Below are 17,567 nucleotides of genomic sequence, written 5' to 3' on the forward strand. Positions count from 1 at the left end.
GCGGTAGCCGCCCCCGGCCATGGATGGCCGATGGCGGCGAGCCCACGGAGCAGGACCGGAGCGAGGGCATACCGAGCCTAGGCGAGGTACCGAACGTCAGGGGCAAGAGCCCTTGGTTACTTGGGGCTTTTCCAAGTGACCCGCCGTCAGGGCGGAACCAACAGCCGCCGTTACCGCAGAAACGGATATGCCCCCAATCTCAATCCCATCCCCAAAACATTACGCTCTTACGCAGAGATTTTGCTGTGGAGTCAGGGCTTCAGCGGACGCTCTTCGTCGCGGTCTGACAGTTCTCGGCTGTCATCATGCTTCCAATCCTGTCTCGTACGCTCCTGACGTTTAATCTCTTCTTCCGAGGGTTCATCTTCCTCTTCATCCAGGTCTGCACGCTTAGGGTCATTGGCCATACTCACCTCACTGCCTGAAGGGATCCACCTTTAAGCGTAGAACAATTTCCAGCCCCCGACTCAGAGCCACCAGCGCAGCAAAAAGAAGAAGCCCATGCTCAACAGCATGCTGAGCAAGGTATTGCGGGTGTACAGCACCAGCCCCACCGCCACCAGCGAACTGATCAGGTAGGGATTGTCCCACTGCAGATTCAGTTGTTTGTCCGGCATGAACACAATAGGCCCGCAAATCGCGGTCAACATCCCCGGCACGGCAAAACCGAGGAACTGCCGGGCATTGCTACTCAGCCGGACCGGCAGTCGCGGTTCGAGGAACACGTAACGGTTGAGAAAGACGAGCACGCCCATCCCGATAATCACCGCCCAGACCATCATGCACGCCCCCTGTACAGTTTGTTGCAGACAAAGCCTGCCGTCATACCCGCCAACCCCGCCAGCACCAGCGCCGAGCCCCACTGCCAATAGCTGAACAACACCGAACAAAACAACGAAACCGCCACGCAGATCACCGTCGGAACATTGCGCACCACGGGGGTGATCAAGGCAATGAAGGTCGCTGCGATCGAGAAGTCCAGCCCCAGGTGCTCAAGCCCCGGAATGCTGCTGCCCAGCACGATGCCAGCCAAGGTGAACAGGTTCCAGGCGACATAAAACGTCAGGCCCACGCCCAGGGCATACCAGCGATTGAACTGGTGTCGGTCATGTTGACTGGTCAGGGCGAACAATTCATCGGTGAGCAAAAAGCCCAGTCCCACACGCCAGCGACCCGGCAGCGGGGAAATCACCGAACGCATGCTCATGCCGTACAGCAAATGCTGCGAGGTGAGTAACAGCGTGGTCAGCAGAATCGAGAAAATCCCGGCACCGCCCTTGAGCATGCCGATGGCCACCAGCTGCGCGGCACCGGCGAACACGATGCTCGACAATCCCTGGCCTTGCAGGGGCGTGAGATTGGCCTCGATGGCCATGGAGCCGGCCAACAGTCCCCAGGGCGCGGTCGCCAGGGACAACGGCATGATCGCTACGGCGCCGCGAAGAAAGGCACTGCGTGGCATGAGTGAGTTCGACATAACGCTCTACAGCCAGGGAAAGACTTGCAACTGTGCCAGCCGCTACGGCCGAAGGCTTGAACAATCTTGCGCACTTGCAGACAAGCCGCTGTCAGCTATGCAACCGAGTAGCATGGAGCCATTGGCAAAAACGCGTGAGGGAGTCGACATGCTTTACCGGATAGCCGCCGATGGACTGGTGCTGTTTCACCTGTTGTTCATACTCTTCGTGCTGTTCGGCGGGCTGCTGGTGCTCAAGTGGCGCCCGCTGATCTGGGGGCATCTGCCCGCTGTGGCGTGGGGGGTGAGCGTGGAAGTCTTGCACCTGACGTGTCCGCTGACCGAGTGGGAAAACCGCATGCGCCTTGCCGCCGGACAAACCGGTTACGGCGGTGGATTCATCGAGCACTACGTGTGGCCCGTGATCTATCCCGCCGGTCTCACGCCGGCGATTCAATTGGCACTGGGCAGCGTGGTGTTGGCGGTCAACGTATTGGTCTATCTTCGGCTGTTCAAGTTGTGGAAGTTACGCCGGACCGCCTGAAACACCGCCGAGGATGTGAAACATGCTGTCGATCGAAGACCTGACGTTGCTCCAAGCCATCCGCGAAACCGGCAGCCTGTCGCGGGCGGCGGCTCACTTGGGCAAAGCACCGTCGACCGTTTCCTACGCCGCGCGGCAATTGGAGGAGCGCTTCGATGCCTTGCTCTTTGACCGGCGTCGCTACCGGTTACAACTCACCCCGGCCGGGGAGTTGCTGGTCAATGAAGCGGCGCGGCTGATGCAGGACGTCGCTCGGCTGACCCAACGGGTGCAACAAGTGGCCAATGGCTGGGAGAGTCGATTGTGGATCGTCACCGACGAATTGCTTGAGTTCGACACCCTGATTCCGGTGATTCAAGAGTTCGACGCGCTGAAGTCCGGCGTGCCGCTGCGCATTACCCAGGAAGTGCTCAAAGGCGTGTGGGAAGCCCTGCGCGAGGGGCGCGCGGACCTGATCATCGGCGCCACCAACGAACCGCCGGCCATCCCCAGCCTGCGCTGGATGCAATTGGGTGAAATGGAATGGGTGTTCGCCGTTTCGCCGAAGCACCCGCTGGCCAAGGCCAAGGAGCCGATTTCACGGGCGATGGTGGCGCAGCACCAGGCGATTGTCGTCGCCGACTCGTCTCGGGCCACGGAAGGCAGCACGTACGGCGTCTCCGGTGGGCAACCCGTGCTCGCCGTGCCGACCATGCGCGCAAAAATCCTCGCTCAACGCGATGGCCTTGGCGTGGGGTGGCTGCCGAAGCACCGGGTCGGCTCGCTCCTGAAAAACGGCGCGCTGATCGAGAAGCAGATGGCCGATCCACGGGAACCGAACATTCTCTATGCTGGCTGGCGCGGCGATCATGACGGCCGTGCCTTGGGCTGGTGGCTGGAAAAACTCAAGCAATCGTACTTGTCCACCCAACTGGTCCAGGGCATCGACCGGTTCGTTTGAAATCAGTTGGCAATCACACTCATGTTGCGCCCGCTGGTCTTGGCCACATACAAGGCCTTGTCCGCCGCGCCGATCAGGTCGTCGGGCGACTCTTGCAAGGCCATGTCATAGGCACAAACCCCCACACTGACCGTCACCGTCCCCTCCGGGCTTTCGTTGTGTTCGATGTTGGCTTGCTGAACCGCGCGGCGGATTTTTTCGGCCACCAGAAACGCACCGACATAGTCGGTGCCGGGCAGCACAACGGTAAATTCCTCGCCGCCATAACGGGCGGGAAGATCCCCAGGACGCTTGATGCTGTCCTGGATGATCGCGCTGATCTTACGCAGACACTCATCACCGGCCACATGACCGTAACGGTCATTGAAATTCTTGAAGTGATCGACATCGATCATCAGCAGGGCAAGGTGGGTTTGGGTGCGTCGGGCACGGCCCATTTCCGCCAGGATAAACAGGTCGAACTGTCGTCGATTGGAAAGACCGGTCAAGGCGTCTTCCAGCGCCAGCAGTTCCAGACTGCGATTGACCTCGATCAGTTTTTCCCGGGCATCGAGCAAGACGCCCTGAATATGATTCTGCTGTTTCATGAAACGAATGAGGCGATAACCCAACCCTCCCAGAAACATCAGCAGCAAGAGCACGATGCCCGCGCTCAACGCGGTCTCTTGACGCCAGCCCGCCAGGACCTCTTCCTTGTCGAGCGCTACGAAAATGATCAGCGGATAACCATCGACCCGTCGAAACCCGACCACCCGTTCAACACCGTCCAGATAGGACTTGACCGTTGCCGTGCCATAACTGGCGCCGGGCAACAGTTGGGTAAACAGCGGGCCATTGGCGAGGCTGGCACCGACCTCCGACTCTTTGAACGGCCGTCGAACAATGATACTGGCATCGTCGGCAATGAGGTTGATCACGCCATTGCTGCCCATGTCGATACTGTCGTAAAGCTCAAGGAAATGGCTGAGATAGATCGTCGCCAGCGCCACCCCGGCGAAGCGGCCATCCGGGTGGTTGATCCGGCGCGACACAGTCATGATCCATTCGCCGCTCGACCGGCTTTTGATCGCCGGCCCGATATGCGGCCCACGGTCAGGATGATCACGATGGAAGATGAAATACTCGCGGTCGGAATTGTTTGCGCCCGGCACCTGCGCGCCATTGGAATTGGCCACCCAGCGCCCTTCTTCGTCAAATACGAACAGGCCATGGAGCTGGGGCAACTCGCTGCGCTGAGCGCTGAGCAAACGTTGCAACCTGGGGAGCCGAGCCGGGTCCATGCCGTCGTTTTCGAGACGATCAACCAAGGTGAACAGCAGCGTATCAGCCTGCTTGATCGACGCTCGCGCTTGCGACGCCAAGGTCTGCGCAAGGTTGGACATCGCCACTTCTTTGTCATGCAAATGGTACTGGCGCGAGTTCCAGGCTTCCCAAGTCGCAATTGCGGTCATGGACAGACACACCGCCACGAGCAGCAGCACCGCGTGTCGGACCCTGAATCGAGAGTCAACCAGATCGGGCAGCCAAGGCGCAGCGGTGACGGTATTTTCAATTCGGTCTTTAATGGACGGATGCCCCATGACGTTCCCTGGCTCCTGATGACAGGGCGAATGTTCCTGTTCGCCCGTGCAATGGCATCTCAACAAGATAGGTGATTTGCCGGATTCAGCCTAACCTTCACTTCCCCGATACCCCAGAGCCAATGGTGCGGTTTGTGCCTACGCCACCGATTTATCGCGACAGCGGTTTCATTGCCTCAAGCCAGGCCGGATCCAACTGCGTTTGTTGAGTGTCGATACCCAGCGCTTCCATCCGCGCCTTGTGTTGATCCATTTCACGGGTCAACTGGCTGTGGTCGCTGGAGTTGCCGTCCAGCTCATGCATCTGGTTCAGGCCCAGATGGTAGAAGCGCAACAGCTTCATGGCCGTCGGATCACCCTGCTCCACCGCCGCCGTGACCTGGTGCATGATGTTGGTGATGCTCATCAGGCTGCGCTTGAGCCGCCAGCCGTAGACCGCCGGCGCCATCCAGTCCTGGCTCCAGAATTTGCCGCGCATCAGCGCCGCCATCAGCAGCACCGAGACAAACACCCCGCCGACGTTAAACCGCAGATTGTCGCCGCCGGGCTCACCGAACAGCGCCACCGCCGCCGTGGACAGCACCATTGCCAGCGCCAGGAAAATCAGGGCAATAATCACCGTGCTGCGCCGTGTCTGTTGTCGAAAGCGTTCGGCGTTCATCGGCTGGATTTCGAACATTGCGTCGGGTTTCCTTGGGTCGGAGGGCAAAAAGACTGCGGGGCATTATCGCCCCTGCGCAGGATTTAGCTATGCTGAGGCTCCTTTTCATCTTTTCATCGTTAAACGGGGAAATGGCGATACAGCGCAGTTCGTGCCATCTTCTTTCATGGATACATAATATTCGGATGCCATTTGCCTGTATGAGTGGCATCGTTTTAAGGATCATTGAATGACCCAACGCCATGTAATCAACGCCTCCGTCAGCCCTAAAGGCAGCCTGGAAACCCTCTCTCAACGTGAAGTCCAACAACTGAGTGAAGCCGGAACCGGCAGCATCTACACCCTCTTCCGCCAGTGCGCCCTGGCCATCCTCAATACCGGCGCCCATGTTGATAACGCCAAGACCATCCTAGAAGCCTATAAAGACTTCGAAATCCGCATCCACCAGCAAGACCGCGGCGTGCGCCTGGAACTGCTGAACGCCCCGGCCGACGCCTTCGTCGATGGGGAAATGATCGCCAGCACCCGGGAAATGCTGTTCAGCGCCCTGCGCGATATCGTCTACACCGAAAACGAACTCGACAGCCAGCGCATCGACCTGAGCAACTCCCAGGGCATCAGCGATTACGTTTTCCACCTGCTGCGCAATGCCCGCACCCTGCGTCCCGGCGTCGAGCCCAAGATCGTGGTGTGCTGGGGCGGCCACTCGATCAACACTGAAGAATACAAATACACCAAGAAAGTCGGCCATGAACTGGGCCTGCGCAGCCTGGATATCTGCACCGGTTGCGGTCCCGGCGTGATGAAAGGCCCGATGAAAGGCGCAACCATCGCCCACGCCAAGCAGCGCATCCACGGCGGCCGCTACCTGGGCCTGACCGAGCCGGGCATCATCGCCGCCGAAGCGCCAAACCCGATCGTCAACGAACTGGTGATTCTGCCGGACATCGAAAAACGCCTGGAAGCGTTTGTCCGTGTCGGCCACGGCATCATCATTTTCCCGGGCGGCGCCGGCACGGCCGAAGAGTTCCTGTACCTGCTCGGCATCCTGATGCACCCGGACAACGCTGGCCTGCCCTTCCCCGTGGTCCTCACAGGGCCGAAACATGCGGCGCCGTATCTGGAGCAACTGGACGCGTTCGTCGGCGCAACGTTGGGTGAAGCGGCCAAGCAGCATTACCAAATCATCATCGACGACCCGGCTGAAGTCGCACGGCACATGACTCAAGGCCTCAAAGCGGTCAAACAATTCCGTCGCGAGCGCAATGACGCCTTCCATTTCAACTGGCTGCTGAAAATCGACGAAGGCTTCCAGCGCCCGTTCGACCCGACCCACGAAAACATGGCCAACCTCAAACTCAGCCGCGACCTGCCCGCCCACGAACTGGCGGCCAACCTGCGCCGCGCCTTCTCCGGCATCGTCGCTGGCAACGTCAAGGACAAAGGCATCCGCTTGATCGAAAAACACGGTCCTTACCAGATCCGTGGCGATGTCGGCGTGATGAAACCGCTGGATCAACTGCTCAAGGCTTTCGTGGCCCAACACCGGATGAAACTCCCGGGTGGCGCGGCCTATGTGCCGTGCTATCAAGTCGTCTCATAAAAAAACCGTTCCCGCACTCGCGCGGGAACGACCACCAACGAACTGACAAGCTGCCGCAATTGCCTCTGCAAGAGGCTGTGCGGCGGTTTGACTTGCCTGCGAAGGCACTGCCTCCGAGCTCTCTATCGCCTGTCAGACCGCCATCGCGAGCAGGCTCACTCCCACAATGGTCCTGAGTACATCCACATAACTCAGCCGGCAACCAAGCCAAACTCCGTGGACACTGCCACAAATCAAACCGGCGCCACACCCTCGACAATAATCACCTCAGCCCGCGCCACGCCCTCACGGTGCCGTTTCGCCTCCTGATACTGCTCGCTGTGATAACAAGCCAGCGCCTGCTCATACGAATCAAATTCAATCACCACGCTGCGTTGCGGCGTCGGCCGGCCTTCCATCGCTTCGCTACGCCCGCCCCTCGCCAACATCCGCCCGCCGTACAGCGCAAAAGCCGCCGGCGCCCGCTGGGTGTATTGGCTGTATTGATCGGGATCAGTGACATCAACATGAGCAATCCAGTACGCCTTCATAGTGACCTCTCGGTTTATTTTGTATTATGGTATACCACATTACATTCCCACCAAACACTGAGAACCCAACATGGCCTTCAACAGCATCGAAGAAATTATCGAAGACTATCGACTCGGCAAGATGGTGCTGCTGGTTGACGATGAGGACCGGGAAAACGAAGGCGACCTGCTGCTCGCCGCCGACTGCTGCACACCGCAAGCCATCAGCTTCATGGCGCGAGAGGCCCGCGGCCTGATCTGCCTGACCTTGACCGACGACCACTGCCAGCGGCTCGGACTGGAACAGATGGTGCCAAGCAACGGCAGCGTGTTCAGCACCGCGTTTACCGTCTCCATCGAAGCTGCCGTCGGAGTGACCACCGGCATTTCCGCCGCCGACCGCGCACGGACAGTGGCCGCAGCCGTTGCCGTCGACGCCGTTCCGGCTGATCTGGTGCAGCCAGGCCACATCTTTCCATTGCGCGCCAAGGAAGGTGGTGTGCTGACCCGCGCCGGGCACACCGAGGCCGGCTGCGACCTCGCCCGCCTGGCCGGTTTCACGCCCGCCTCGGTGATCGTCGAAGTCATGAACGACGACGGCACCATGGCGCGACGCCCCGACCTGGAAGTCTTCGCGCGCAAGCATGGAATCAAGATCGGCACCATCGCCGACCTGATCCACTACCGCCTCAGCACTGAACACACCGCGGTGCGAATCGGTGAGCGTGAACTGCCCACGGTGCACGGTACTTTCCGCCTGATTACGTTTGAAGACCGCATTGAAGGCGGCGTTCACATGGCGATGGTCATGGGCAACCCGCAACGCAACGAACCGACGCTGGTGCGCGTGCACGTAATCGACCCGTTGCGGGACCTGGTGGGCGCCGAATACAGCGGTCCTTCCAACTGGACGTTATGGGCAGCCTTGCAACGGGTGGCGGCCGAAGGCTGCGGCGTGGTGGTGGTGCTGGCCAATCATGAATCGTCCCAGGCCTTGCTCGAACGGGTGCCGCAATTGACCCAGGCGCCCCGTCAGTTCAGCCGTTCGCAATCGCGCATCTATTCTGAAGTAGGGACCGGGGCACAAATTCTGCAAGACCTCGGCGTGGGCAAGTTGCGTCACCTTGGCCCGCCGCTCAAATACGCAGGCTTGACCGGTTACGACCTGGAAGTCGTCGAGAGCATTCCGTTCACTGGATAAACCGTAGACCCGCCGCAGGTCGCCACAGGGCGGCCTGACGGAAAAAAACCCGCTTTTGGCTGATGGCCGGTAAGGCAAAGTGCTTGCACAAAGTTTGGAATACCATAATATGATATTCCATAGACCGGACGCTTCAGCCAAGTGCCCCCGACAGGGAAAGCACCCATAACAGCCCTTGGCACGGTCGCCGTTAGAGACCAGATGGACCTACTGCTCCCGATAGGCGGGCATTACCAAGCCCGCTCAAAAACACAACAAATGAGGGCGTGAAAATGGTGTTGAACAAACGTGCAACCGCAGTACTGTTCGCGGGTTTACTGGCCACGGTCAGTCACGCGGCCATTGCGGCTGAAAGCGTCAACTTCGTCAGTTGGGGCGGTAGCACCCAGGACGCGCAGAAGCAGGCCTGGGCCGATCCGTTCAGCAAAGCCAGCGGCGTCACGGTGGTCCAGGACGGCCCAACCGACTACGGCAAACTCAAAGCCATGGTCGAAAGCGGCAACGTGCAATGGGACGTGGTTGACGTCGAAGCCGACTTCGCCCTGCGCGCCGCTTCCGAAGGCTTGCTCGAACCCCTCGATTTTTCGGTGATCCAGCGCGACAAAATCGACCCGCGGTTTGTTTCCGATTACGGCGTCGGTTCGTTCTTCTTCTCCTTTGTCCTGGGTTACAACGAAAGCAAGCTCGGCGCCAGCAAACCTCAAGACTGGTCCGCACTGTTCGACACCAAGACTTACCCCGGCAAACGTGCCCTCTACAAATGGCCAAGCCCTGGCGTGCTCGAACTCGCGCTGCTGGCCGACGGAGTGCCTGCCGACAAGCTCTATCCGCTTGACCTGGACCGGGCCTTCAAGAAACTCGACACCATCAAGAAAGACATCGTCTGGTGGGGCGGCGGCGCTCAGTCGCAACAGCTGCTGGCCTCGGGTGAAGCGAGCATGGGCCAGTTCTGGAACGGCCGAATTCACGCCCTGCAAGAAGATGGCGCGCCGGTGGGTGTGAGCTGGAAACAGAACCTGGTCATGGCCGACATCCTGGTCGTGCCTAAAGGCACGAAAAACAAGGCAGCGGCCATGAAGTTCCTGGCCAACGCGAGCAGCGCCAAAGGACAGGCCGACTTCTCCAACCTGACCGCCTATGCGCCAGTCAACGTCGACAGCGTGGCACGCCTGGATTCGGTGCTGGCGCCTAATCTGCCGACTGCCTACGTCAAGGATCAAATCACTCTTGATTTCGCGTACTGGGCCAAGAACGGTCCGGCCATCGCGACACGGTGGAACGAATGGCTGGTCAAATGAAAATGGCGGCAACAGCTTCCTCTCCAGCAACCAAACCCGGGAGCGCCGCTGGCGCTGCCGGGGCAGTTCCCGGCAAGGCCGCTGTGCGCAAGCAATCTGCGTCCTTGGCGCAGCGCTGGCGCGGTGCGAGCAACCTGATTCCGGCCCTGCTGTTTCTGGGCCTGTTCTTCCTGGCGCCGCTGATCGGCCTGTTGCTGCGTGGTGTGCTGGAGCCCGTTCCGGGCCTTGGCAATTACGAGCAGTTGTTCGCCAACTCGGCGTATGCCCGGGTCTTGCTCAACACCTTCTCCGTGGCTGGCCTGGTGACGCTGTTCAGCCTGCTGCTGGGTTTCCCACTGGCGTGGGCCATCACCCTGGTGCCACGTGGCTGGGGGCGCTGGATCCTTAACATCGTGCTGCTGTCGATGTGGACCAGCCTCCTCGCCCGCACTTATTCCTGGCTGGTGCTGCTGCAAGCCTCAGGGGTGATCAACAAGGCACTGATGGCGATGGGCATCATCGATCAACCGCTGGAAATGGTGCATAACCTCACCGGCGTAGTGATCGGCATGAGCTACATCATGATTCCGTTCATCGTCCTGCCGCTGCAGGCGACCATGCAGGCCATCGATCCGATGATCCTGCAAGCCGGTTCGATCTGCGGTGCCAGTCCCTGGACCAACTTCTTCCGGGTGTTCCTGCCGCTATGCCGGCCGGGGCTGTTTTCCGGTGGACTGATGGTGTTTGTGATGTCGCTCGGGTACTACGTCACCCCGGCTTTGCTCGGCGGTGCGCAGAACATGATGCTGCCCGAATTCATCATTCAACAGGTGCAGTCCTTCCTCAACTGGGGCCTGGCGAGCGCCGGTGCCGCGTTGCTGATCGTGATCACGCTGGTGTTGTTCTACTTCTACCTGAAGCTTCAGCCGGAATCCCCGGTTGGCGCCAGCAACGCGAGGTAAGCCATCATGCTACTGACTCCCAATGCCATGAGCCGGCGCATGCGCTTCGGCCTGTACTTCACGACCGGGCTGATCGCGCTGTTCCTGCTGCTGCCGATCGTGTTCATCGTGTTGCTGTCCTTCGGCTCCTCCCAGTGGCTGGTATTCCCGCCACCGGGCTGGACGCTGAAGTGGTACGGCCAGTTCTTCTCCAATGCCGACTGGATGAACGCTGCCGTGGCCAGTCTCAAGGTCGCGGTGCTGACCACCTTCTTCGCCGTGGCGCTGGGCTTGCCCACCGCGTTTGCACTGGTGCGCGGACGCTTCCCGGGTCGGGAGATGCTTTACGGCTTGTTCACCCTGCCGATGATCGTGCCGCTGGTGATCATTGCGGTGGCGGTGTACGCGCTGTTTCTCAAGCTCGGCTATACCGGGACGATGTTTGCCTTCGTCGTCAGCCACGTGATTGTCGCGTTGCCGTTCACCATCATCTCGATCATCAACTCGCTGAAGCTGTTCGATCAGTCGATTGAAGATGCGGCCGTGATCTGCGGCGCCTCGCGCCTGCAAGCGGTGTTCAAGGTGACCTTCCCGGCGATCCGCCCAGGCATGGTGGCCGGCGCCCTCTTCGCCTTTCTTGTCTCGTGGGATGAAGTGGTGCTGAGCGTGATGATGGCCAGCCCGACCCTGCAAACCCTTCCCGTGAAAATGTGGACCACTCTGCGCCAGGACCTGACGCCTGTGATCGCCGTCGCTTCGACGTTGCTGATCGGCCTCTCGGTATTGGTCATGGTGATCGCCGCCGCCGTTCGCCGGCGCAATGAAATCAGCGCCTGAGCGCCCAGGAGTACGACATGAGTGCAGTGATCAAAGATTCCGCCCAACACAGTGACCAACCCCTGGTAAGCCTGCGCAACCTGAACAAGTACTACGGCGAATTTGCCGCCGTGGACGACATCTCGCTGGACATCAAGGACGGTGAATTCCTCACCTTCCTCGGCTCCAGCGGCTCGGGTAAAAGTACAACGCTGTCGATGCTCGCCGGCTTCGAAACCCCGAGCAGCGGCGAGATCCTGGTCAATGGCCAATCGCTGGTCAACGTGCCGCCGCACAAGCGCGACATCGGCATGGTGTTCCAGCGTTATTCGCTGTTCCCACACTTGTCGGTACGCGACAACATCGCGTTCCCGCTGGCCATCCGCAAGCTGCCCGCCGCCGAGCGCGAGCGTCGGGTCGATGCCATGCTCAAGCTGGTGCAACTGGAACAGTTCGCCCATCGCCGCCCTTCGCAACTCTCCGGTGGCCAGCAGCAACGGGTCGCCATTGCGCGAGCGCTGGTGTATGAGCCACGTATTTTGCTGATGGACGAACCGCTCGGCGCGCTCGACAAGAAACTGCGTGAAGATTTGCAGGACGAGCTGCGCCAGCTGCACCGGCGCCTGGGCATCACCATTGTCTACGTGACCCACGATCAGGAAGAAGCCATGCGTTTGTCTCAGCGCATTGCGATTTTCAGCCATGGGAAGATCGTCGGGCTGGGCAGTGGTTTTGATTTGTATCAGAACCCGCCGAATGCGTTTGTCGCGTCGTTCCTCGGTAATTCGAACTTCCTCAAGCTCAAGGCTCAGGGCAATGCGGTGGCGTCGTTTGAAGGGCAGTCGCTGTCGATTCGCCTGACTGCCGGGTTGCAGATCGATCAGGATGTGCTGCTGATGGTGCGTCCGGAGAAGGCGTTGGCGTTGAGTGTTGAGCAAGCGGCTCGCGAGCCTCTGGCGGCGGGCTGGAATGAGGTGTCGGCGATTGTCGGTGAGGTGTTGTTTCTGGGTGAAAGCCAGACGTGCACCGTCAAGACGCTGGGTGGGACTTCGATGACTGTGAAAGCGCTGTCTGCTGCGGGTATGCCGCTCAAGACGGGGGATCCGGTTCGTGTGCGTTGGGCCACTGCGGATGCTTGTGTGTATACCGAGTGGGCTGAGAGTGATTTGAACAAGGCGGCCGGGGCTCACTGATTTTCGGCTGGGCCGTATTACATAGCGTCACCCTCGGGTCGCTGCAACGTCGGGTTGTGGTGGCCCTTTTTTTTGGGTTTTGATTGGGGGCGTATCCGTTTCTGCGGTTACGGCGACTATTGGTTCCGCTCTTACAGCGGGTCACTTGGAAGAGCGCCAAGTAACCAAGCGCTTTTGCCCCTGACGTTCGGTGCCTCGCCTAGGCTCGGCATGCCCTCGCTCCGGTCCTGCTCCGTGGGCCCGCCGCCATCGGCCATCCATGGCCGGGGGCGGCTAACCCGGCATCCATGCCGGGTTGCCCACTGCGCAGAACCTGCGCTCGGCCTCTCGAGGGGGCGTGTGCATCAAGATCAAAAACTGAAGGCGAGCTAACGCTCGACCTGATGAGTGGTGAAGATCAAAAGCTTTGCGCAGATCCGCTTTTATGTGGGAGTGAGCCTGCTCGCGATGCTGTTGCTGTTGCTGTTGTATTCGGATTTAGGCGGGTATGGGTTCACTTTTCAGGGCTGGTAATGCGATGGCGAGTGCCAGGATTAAAAGCCCTGCCGCTACCGCGAAGGTGATTGTCATGCCGTTGGCAACAGCCTCTGGCGCTGCTCGCGTGATGTCGCTGGCGGATGTGGCGAGCGCAAAGATTGCGCCCATGACGGAGGCTCCGGTGATGAGCCCCAAATTGCGCGACAGGCTGAGCAGGCCGGCAATGACGCCTCGCTGGTCGGGGCTGATGCCGGTCATGATCCGTGTGTTGTTGGCCGCCTGGAACAGTGCGTAGCTGGCGGTGATGACTGCGATGGGCGTGAGGTAGCCGAGGACGCCGAAACCTGTCGGCATCGTCGCTAATACGCAGGCACCAAGCACCATGCAGGTCAGTCCGGAGACGGTCATGCGTTGCGCGCCAAATCGATCGACCAGGCGCCCGGCGGGGACGCCTGCCAGCGCGGCGACCAACGGGCCGACTGACAAGGCGAGTCCGACCAGTGCAGCCTTTAACCCTAGCGTTGCGCAGAGGTAGAACGGCCCGACCACCAGTGTCGCCATCATCACGGTCGAGACCAGCAGGCTCATGGCCAGGCCCGCGCACAAGCCTCGGTCCCGCAACAGCGCCAGTTTGATCAGTGGCGATGCCACCTTTGCCTCGACGAACAGGAAAATCGCGCTGCCGGCCATTGCCATCAGCAGCAACACAAGGTTGAGCGAACCCCATTCGCCGCCGCCCCAGGTCATCGCCAACGCGTAGGCGCCGAGTGTCAGCGCCAGGACCAGCGTGCCGGCAACGTCGAACGCGGCTCGTTGTGCCTTTGGCATGGGGCGATCGGCGGGCAGGTAGCGAAACGCGAGGACCCCGTTCAAGACGCCCAATGGCAGGTTGACCAGAAAAATCGCCTGCCAGCCAAAGCCCGAGATCAGCAGGCCGCCGAGCGAGGGGCCCAGCGTGGTGCCGATTGCCGACATCGTGCCGAGCAAGCCCATGGCGCTGCCGGTCTGTGCTTTGGGCACGGTCTCGCCGACGAATGCCACGGTGAGCGCCAACATGATCGCCGCCCCAAGGCCCTGCACTGCCCGGGCTGCGACCAGCCACCACAGCGTCGGCGCCAGACCACACGCCAGCGACGCCACTGTGAAAATGACAATGCCCGACAGCATCAAACGTCGCCGACCGATGAGGTCACCGAGCCGTCCGACGCTGACGATCAACGTGGTGATCGCGAGCAGGTAAGCCAGGACAATCCACTGCACTTGCTGAAAAGAAGCCTCGAGTGCCTGGGCCAACGTCGGCAAGCCGGCATTGGCGATGCTGGTGTCGAGCGACGGCATCAACATCGACAGGCAAAGGCTGGCGAGCGCCCAGCGCACCGAACCTGATTGCGTCATGAGTTTCATGGGTTTTGGCCACTGATGAAAAGTTGACCTTCAGCGTACGCCTGCGGATGACAGGGCGGAAGACGCACGCCTTGCACTGAATACCTGCACGCGACGCCATGTCAGCGACAACCGTGCTAACGTTGATGCATGACGACTCCCGACCTGAACCTGCTGATTACCCTGGATGCGCTGCTCATCGAAGGCAGTGTGGCGCGCGCCGCCCAGCGCTTGCGCCTGAGCCCTTCGGCGATGAGCCGGGCGTTGGCGCGATTGCGTGAAACCACCGGCGACCCGTTGTTGGTCCGGGCCGGACGCGGTCTGGTGCCGACACCCCGCGCGCTGCAATTGCGTGAACAAGTCAGCCAATTGGTGCAGGACGCCGAAGCGGTCTTGCGCCCTGCCGAGCAGCTCGACCTCAACCAACTGGTGCGCACGTTCACCCTGCGCACCAGTGACGGTTTCGTCGAGAACTTCGGCCCGGCATTGATTGCCCGCCTCGGCGAAGAAGCCCCCGGTGTACGCCTGCATTTCTTGCAGAAGCTCAACCAGGACAGCACGCTGCTGCGTGAGGGAACGGTCGATCTGGAAACGGGCGTGGTCGGCGACACGACCAGCCCGGAGGTGCGCACCCGCGCCTTGTACCAGGACCGGTTCATCGGCGTCGTGCGCATGGGGCATGCACTGAGCAAGGGCAAGATCACGCCCGCCCGTTATGCGTCCGGCAAGCACGTTCTGGTGTCGCGACGCGGACGGGACCAAGGGCCGATGGATGACGCCTTGAAACCCCTTGGCCTGGTGCGGGAGATCGTCACGATTGTCGGAGGTTTTTCTGCGGCACTGGCGCTGGCCCGGGCCTCGGACCTGATCGCGACGGTGCCGGAACGCCACACGCACAATCTACGCGCCGGCCTGCACTGTTTCCCTCTGCCGGTGGCCACGCCGACGATTACGATTTCCATGCTCTGGCACCCGCGAATGGACGCCGATGCCGCGCATCAATGGTTGCGCGGCTGCATTCGTGAGGTGTGCGCAGGATTCCAGGAACCTTGAACTGATTTTTGTGGCCTGCAGGACTAGACTCAATCGGTTGCTTCAGACCACACCGGTCAGGCTAGCGATCTGGATATGAGGGAACGTCATGAGCGACAAAGACACGCTGCGTAAATACTCCTCTCAAGTGGTCGACGGCGTGGAACGCGCCCCCGGCCGCTCCATGCTGCGCGCGGTGGGTTTCACCGACGAAGATTTCAAGAAGCCGCAGATCGGCATCGCCTCCACGTGGGCGATGGTCACCCCGTGCAACATGCACATCGACAAACTGGCCATCGAAGCCGAAAAAGGCGCGAATGCCGCCGGTGCCAAAGGGGTGATTTTCAACACCATCACCATTTCCGACGGCATCGCCAATGGCACCGAAGGCATGAAGTATTCCCTGGTGTCGCGCGAGGTCATCGCCGACTCCATCGAGGTGGTGGCCGGTTGCGAAGGCTTTGACGGCCTGGTGACCGTGGGCGGATGTGACAAGAACATGCCGGGCTGCCTGATCGGGATGGCGCGCCTGAATCGCCCATCGATCTTTGTCTACGGCGGCACCATCCGCCCGGGCGCCGGGCACACCGACATCATTTCCGTGTTCGAAGCCGTGGGCCAGAATGCGCGCGGCGATATCAACGAGATTCAGGTCAAGCAGATCGAGGAAGTGGCGATTCCCGGCCCCGGCTCCTGCGGCGGCATGTACACGGCCAACACCATGGCCTCGGCTATAGAAGCATTGGGCATGAGCCTGCCGGGGTCCAGCTCTCAGGACGCGGTCGGCAGCGACAAAGCCTCAGACAGTTTCCGCGCCGGCCAGCAGGTCATGGAGCTGCTCAAACTGGACCTCAAACCGCGCGACATCATGACCCGCAAAGCCTTCGAGAACGCCATTCGCGTGGTCATCGCCCTCGCCGGCTCGACCAATGCCGTGCTGCACTTGCTGGCGATGGCCCATGCGGTGGATGTCGAGCTGACGCTGGACGATTTCGTAGAACTGGGCAAGATTTCCCCGGTGGTCGCCGATCTGCGCCCCAGCGGCAAATACATGATGAGCGAGCTGGTCGCCATCGGCGGTATCCAGCCGCTGATGAAACGCATGCTCGCCGCCGGCATGCTGCATGGAGATGTGCTGACGGTGACCGGCAAGACCCTGGCGGAAAACCTGGCGAACGTGCCCGATTATCCCGCCGGTCAGGACGTGATCCTGCCGTTAGATCAGCCGGTCAAAAAGGACTCGCACCTGGTGGTGCTGCGCGGCAACCTCTCGCCCACCGGCGCCGTGGCGAAGATCACCGGCAAGGAAGGTCTGCGTTTTCAGGGCTCGGCGCGCGTGTATCACGGCGAGGAAGGCGCGCTGGCCGGGATTCTCAATGGCGAGGTCAAGGCAGGCGATGTGATCGTGATTCGCTACGAAGGCCCCAAGGGCGGGCCGGGCATGCGCGAAATGCTTTCGCCGACCTCGGCGGTCATGGGCAAAGGCTTGGGCAAGGACGTTGCGCTGATCACCGACGGACGCTTTTCCGGTGGTTCCCACGGTTTCGTGGTGGGGCACATCACCCCGGAAGCCTTCGATGGCGGGCCGATCGCGTTGATTGAAGACGGCGACACAATCACCATCGACGCCGAAACCCGGCAGATCACGGTGGATGTCACCGATGCCGTGCTGGCCGAGCGCAAGACCCGCTGGGTGCGCCCGGAATCCAAATACAAGCGCGGGGTGTTGGCCAAATACGCGAAAACCGTGTCCAGCGCCTCGGAAGGCGCGGTGACGGACAAATACCTTTAGGGAATTGGCGCAGGGCCTTTAGTTCTGCACCGTCAGATCTGGCGCATTCGCGGGCAAGCCCGCTCCCACACTGGATTTCTGAACGGCGCAAGCCCCCTGTGGGAGCGGGCTTGCCCGCGAAGAGGCCCTCACAATCACCGAAAATCAACTGATCGGCACACA

17 protein-coding genes are annotated in these 17,567 nt (G+C 60.8%); 10 read left to right on the forward strand and 7 right to left on the reverse strand.

Annotation, left to right across the window (positions count from 1 at the left end):
- Positions 1-251 precede the first annotated feature (251 nt).
- Genes ACM6I0_RS03315 through ACM6I0_RS03325 form a run of 3 tightly spaced genes read right to left on the reverse strand, consistent with a single transcriptional unit; the run spans position 252 to position 1,477 of the window.
- On the reverse strand, positions 252-407 hold the full coding sequence (locus ACM6I0_RS03315) for a hypothetical protein (RefSeq protein ID WP_414921445.1): 156 nt from the start codon (positions 405-407) through the stop codon (positions 252-254).
- 60 nt (positions 408-467) lie between these two features.
- Complete coding sequence (locus ACM6I0_RS03320) at positions 468-779, reverse strand: AzlD domain-containing protein (protein ID WP_162830874.1); 312 nt, start codon at positions 777-779, stop codon at positions 468-470.
- The gene (locus ACM6I0_RS03325) at positions 779-1,477 is read right to left on the reverse strand and encodes an AzlC family ABC transporter permease (RefSeq protein WP_414921446.1); all 699 of its coding nucleotides are present in this window, start codon (positions 1,475-1,477) and stop codon (positions 779-781) included. The genes ACM6I0_RS03320 and ACM6I0_RS03325 overlap by 1 nt, the downstream gene beginning before the upstream one ends.
- Before the next feature lie 148 nt (positions 1,478-1,625).
- Between ACM6I0_RS03325 and ACM6I0_RS03330 the strand changes: the two genes are divergently transcribed.
- Complete coding sequence (locus ACM6I0_RS03330; RefSeq protein WP_285435919.1) at positions 1,626-2,000, forward strand: DUF2784 domain-containing protein; 375 nt, start codon at positions 1,626-1,628, stop codon at positions 1,998-2,000.
- A 22-nt stretch (positions 2,001-2,022) separates the two neighbouring features.
- On the forward strand, positions 2,023-2,940 hold the full coding sequence (locus ACM6I0_RS03335; protein WP_414921447.1) for a LysR family transcriptional regulator: 918 nt from the start codon (positions 2,023-2,025) through the stop codon (positions 2,938-2,940).
- Positions 2,941-2,942: 2 nt separating this feature from the next.
- Here the strand turns inward: ACM6I0_RS03335 and ACM6I0_RS03340 are convergent, their stop codons facing one another.
- Positions 2,943-4,520: a sensor domain-containing diguanylate cyclase gene (locus ACM6I0_RS03340; RefSeq protein WP_414921448.1), complete on the reverse strand. Its 1,578-nt coding sequence runs from the start codon at positions 4,518-4,520 to the stop codon at positions 2,943-2,945.
- Between the two features lie 151 nt (positions 4,521-4,671).
- Positions 4,672-5,199, reverse strand: a complete 528-nt coding sequence (locus tag ACM6I0_RS03345; protein ID WP_285435916.1) for a DUF3087 domain-containing protein — start codon at positions 5,197-5,199, stop codon at positions 4,672-4,674.
- Between the two features lie 211 nt (positions 5,200-5,410).
- Here ACM6I0_RS03345 and ppnN point away from each other — a divergent pair, with 211 nt between their 5' ends.
- Entirely contained in the window at positions 5,411-6,784 is a 1,374-nt protein-coding gene (gene ppnN / locus ACM6I0_RS03350) for a nucleotide 5'-monophosphate nucleosidase PpnN (protein ID WP_285435915.1), read from the forward strand.
- A gap of 233 nt (positions 6,785-7,017) precedes the next feature.
- Here the strand turns inward: ppnN and ACM6I0_RS03355 are convergent, their stop codons facing one another.
- On the reverse strand, positions 7,018-7,314 hold the full coding sequence (locus tag ACM6I0_RS03355) for a DUF1330 domain-containing protein (protein WP_222586130.1): 297 nt from the start codon (positions 7,312-7,314) through the stop codon (positions 7,018-7,020).
- Between the two features lie 70 nt (positions 7,315-7,384).
- On the opposite strand from ACM6I0_RS03355, the gene ribBA reads away from it, so the two are divergent.
- From ribBA to ACM6I0_RS03380, 5 genes are all read left to right on the forward strand, one after another.
- Positions 7,385-8,494 (forward strand): bifunctional 3,4-dihydroxy-2-butanone-4-phosphate synthase/GTP cyclohydrolase II, encoded by a 1,110-nt coding sequence (gene ribBA / locus ACM6I0_RS03360; RefSeq protein WP_414921449.1) that lies wholly within the window; start codon positions 7,385-7,387, stop codon positions 8,492-8,494.
- 272 nt (positions 8,495-8,766) lie between these two features.
- Positions 8,767-9,792, forward strand: a complete 1,026-nt coding sequence (locus ACM6I0_RS03365; protein ID WP_285435913.1) for an ABC transporter substrate-binding protein — start codon at positions 8,767-8,769, stop codon at positions 9,790-9,792.
- The gene (locus ACM6I0_RS03370) at positions 9,789-10,733 is read left to right on the forward strand and encodes an ABC transporter permease (protein ID WP_285435926.1); all 945 of its coding nucleotides are present in this window, start codon (positions 9,789-9,791) and stop codon (positions 10,731-10,733) included. Before ACM6I0_RS03365 ends, ACM6I0_RS03370 begins: the two co-directional genes overlap by 4 nt.
- Positions 10,734-10,739: 6 nt before the next feature.
- The gene (locus ACM6I0_RS03375; RefSeq protein ID WP_090183084.1) at positions 10,740-11,549 is read left to right on the forward strand and encodes an ABC transporter permease; all 810 of its coding nucleotides are present in this window, start codon (positions 10,740-10,742) and stop codon (positions 11,547-11,549) included.
- Positions 11,550-11,566: 17 nt separating this feature from the next.
- Positions 11,567-12,721, forward strand: a complete 1,155-nt coding sequence (locus tag ACM6I0_RS03380) for an ABC transporter ATP-binding protein (protein ID WP_090183083.1) — start codon at positions 11,567-11,569, stop codon at positions 12,719-12,721.
- 477 nt (positions 12,722-13,198) lie between these two features.
- Here the strand turns inward: ACM6I0_RS03380 and ACM6I0_RS03385 are convergent, their stop codons facing one another.
- Complete coding sequence (locus ACM6I0_RS03385) at positions 13,199-14,602, reverse strand: MFS transporter (RefSeq protein ID WP_414921450.1); 1,404 nt, start codon at positions 14,600-14,602, stop codon at positions 13,199-13,201.
- 129 nt (positions 14,603-14,731) lie between these two features.
- On the opposite strand from ACM6I0_RS03385, the gene ACM6I0_RS03390 reads away from it, so the two are divergent.
- Both ACM6I0_RS03390 and ilvD read left to right on the forward strand, forming a co-directional pair.
- Positions 14,732-15,634 (forward strand): LysR family transcriptional regulator, encoded by a 903-nt coding sequence (locus ACM6I0_RS03390; RefSeq protein WP_414921451.1) that lies wholly within the window; start codon positions 14,732-14,734, stop codon positions 15,632-15,634.
- Between the two features lie 88 nt (positions 15,635-15,722).
- Complete coding sequence (gene ilvD / locus ACM6I0_RS03395) at positions 15,723-17,405, forward strand: dihydroxy-acid dehydratase (protein ID WP_414921452.1); 1,683 nt, start codon at positions 15,723-15,725, stop codon at positions 17,403-17,405.
- Positions 17,406-17,567: the final 162 nt, after the last annotated feature.

This window comes from Pseudomonas sp. IT-P294 (assembly GCF_949767865.1).
Lineage (GTDB): Bacteria > Pseudomonadota > Gammaproteobacteria > Pseudomonadales > Pseudomonadaceae > Aquipseudomonas.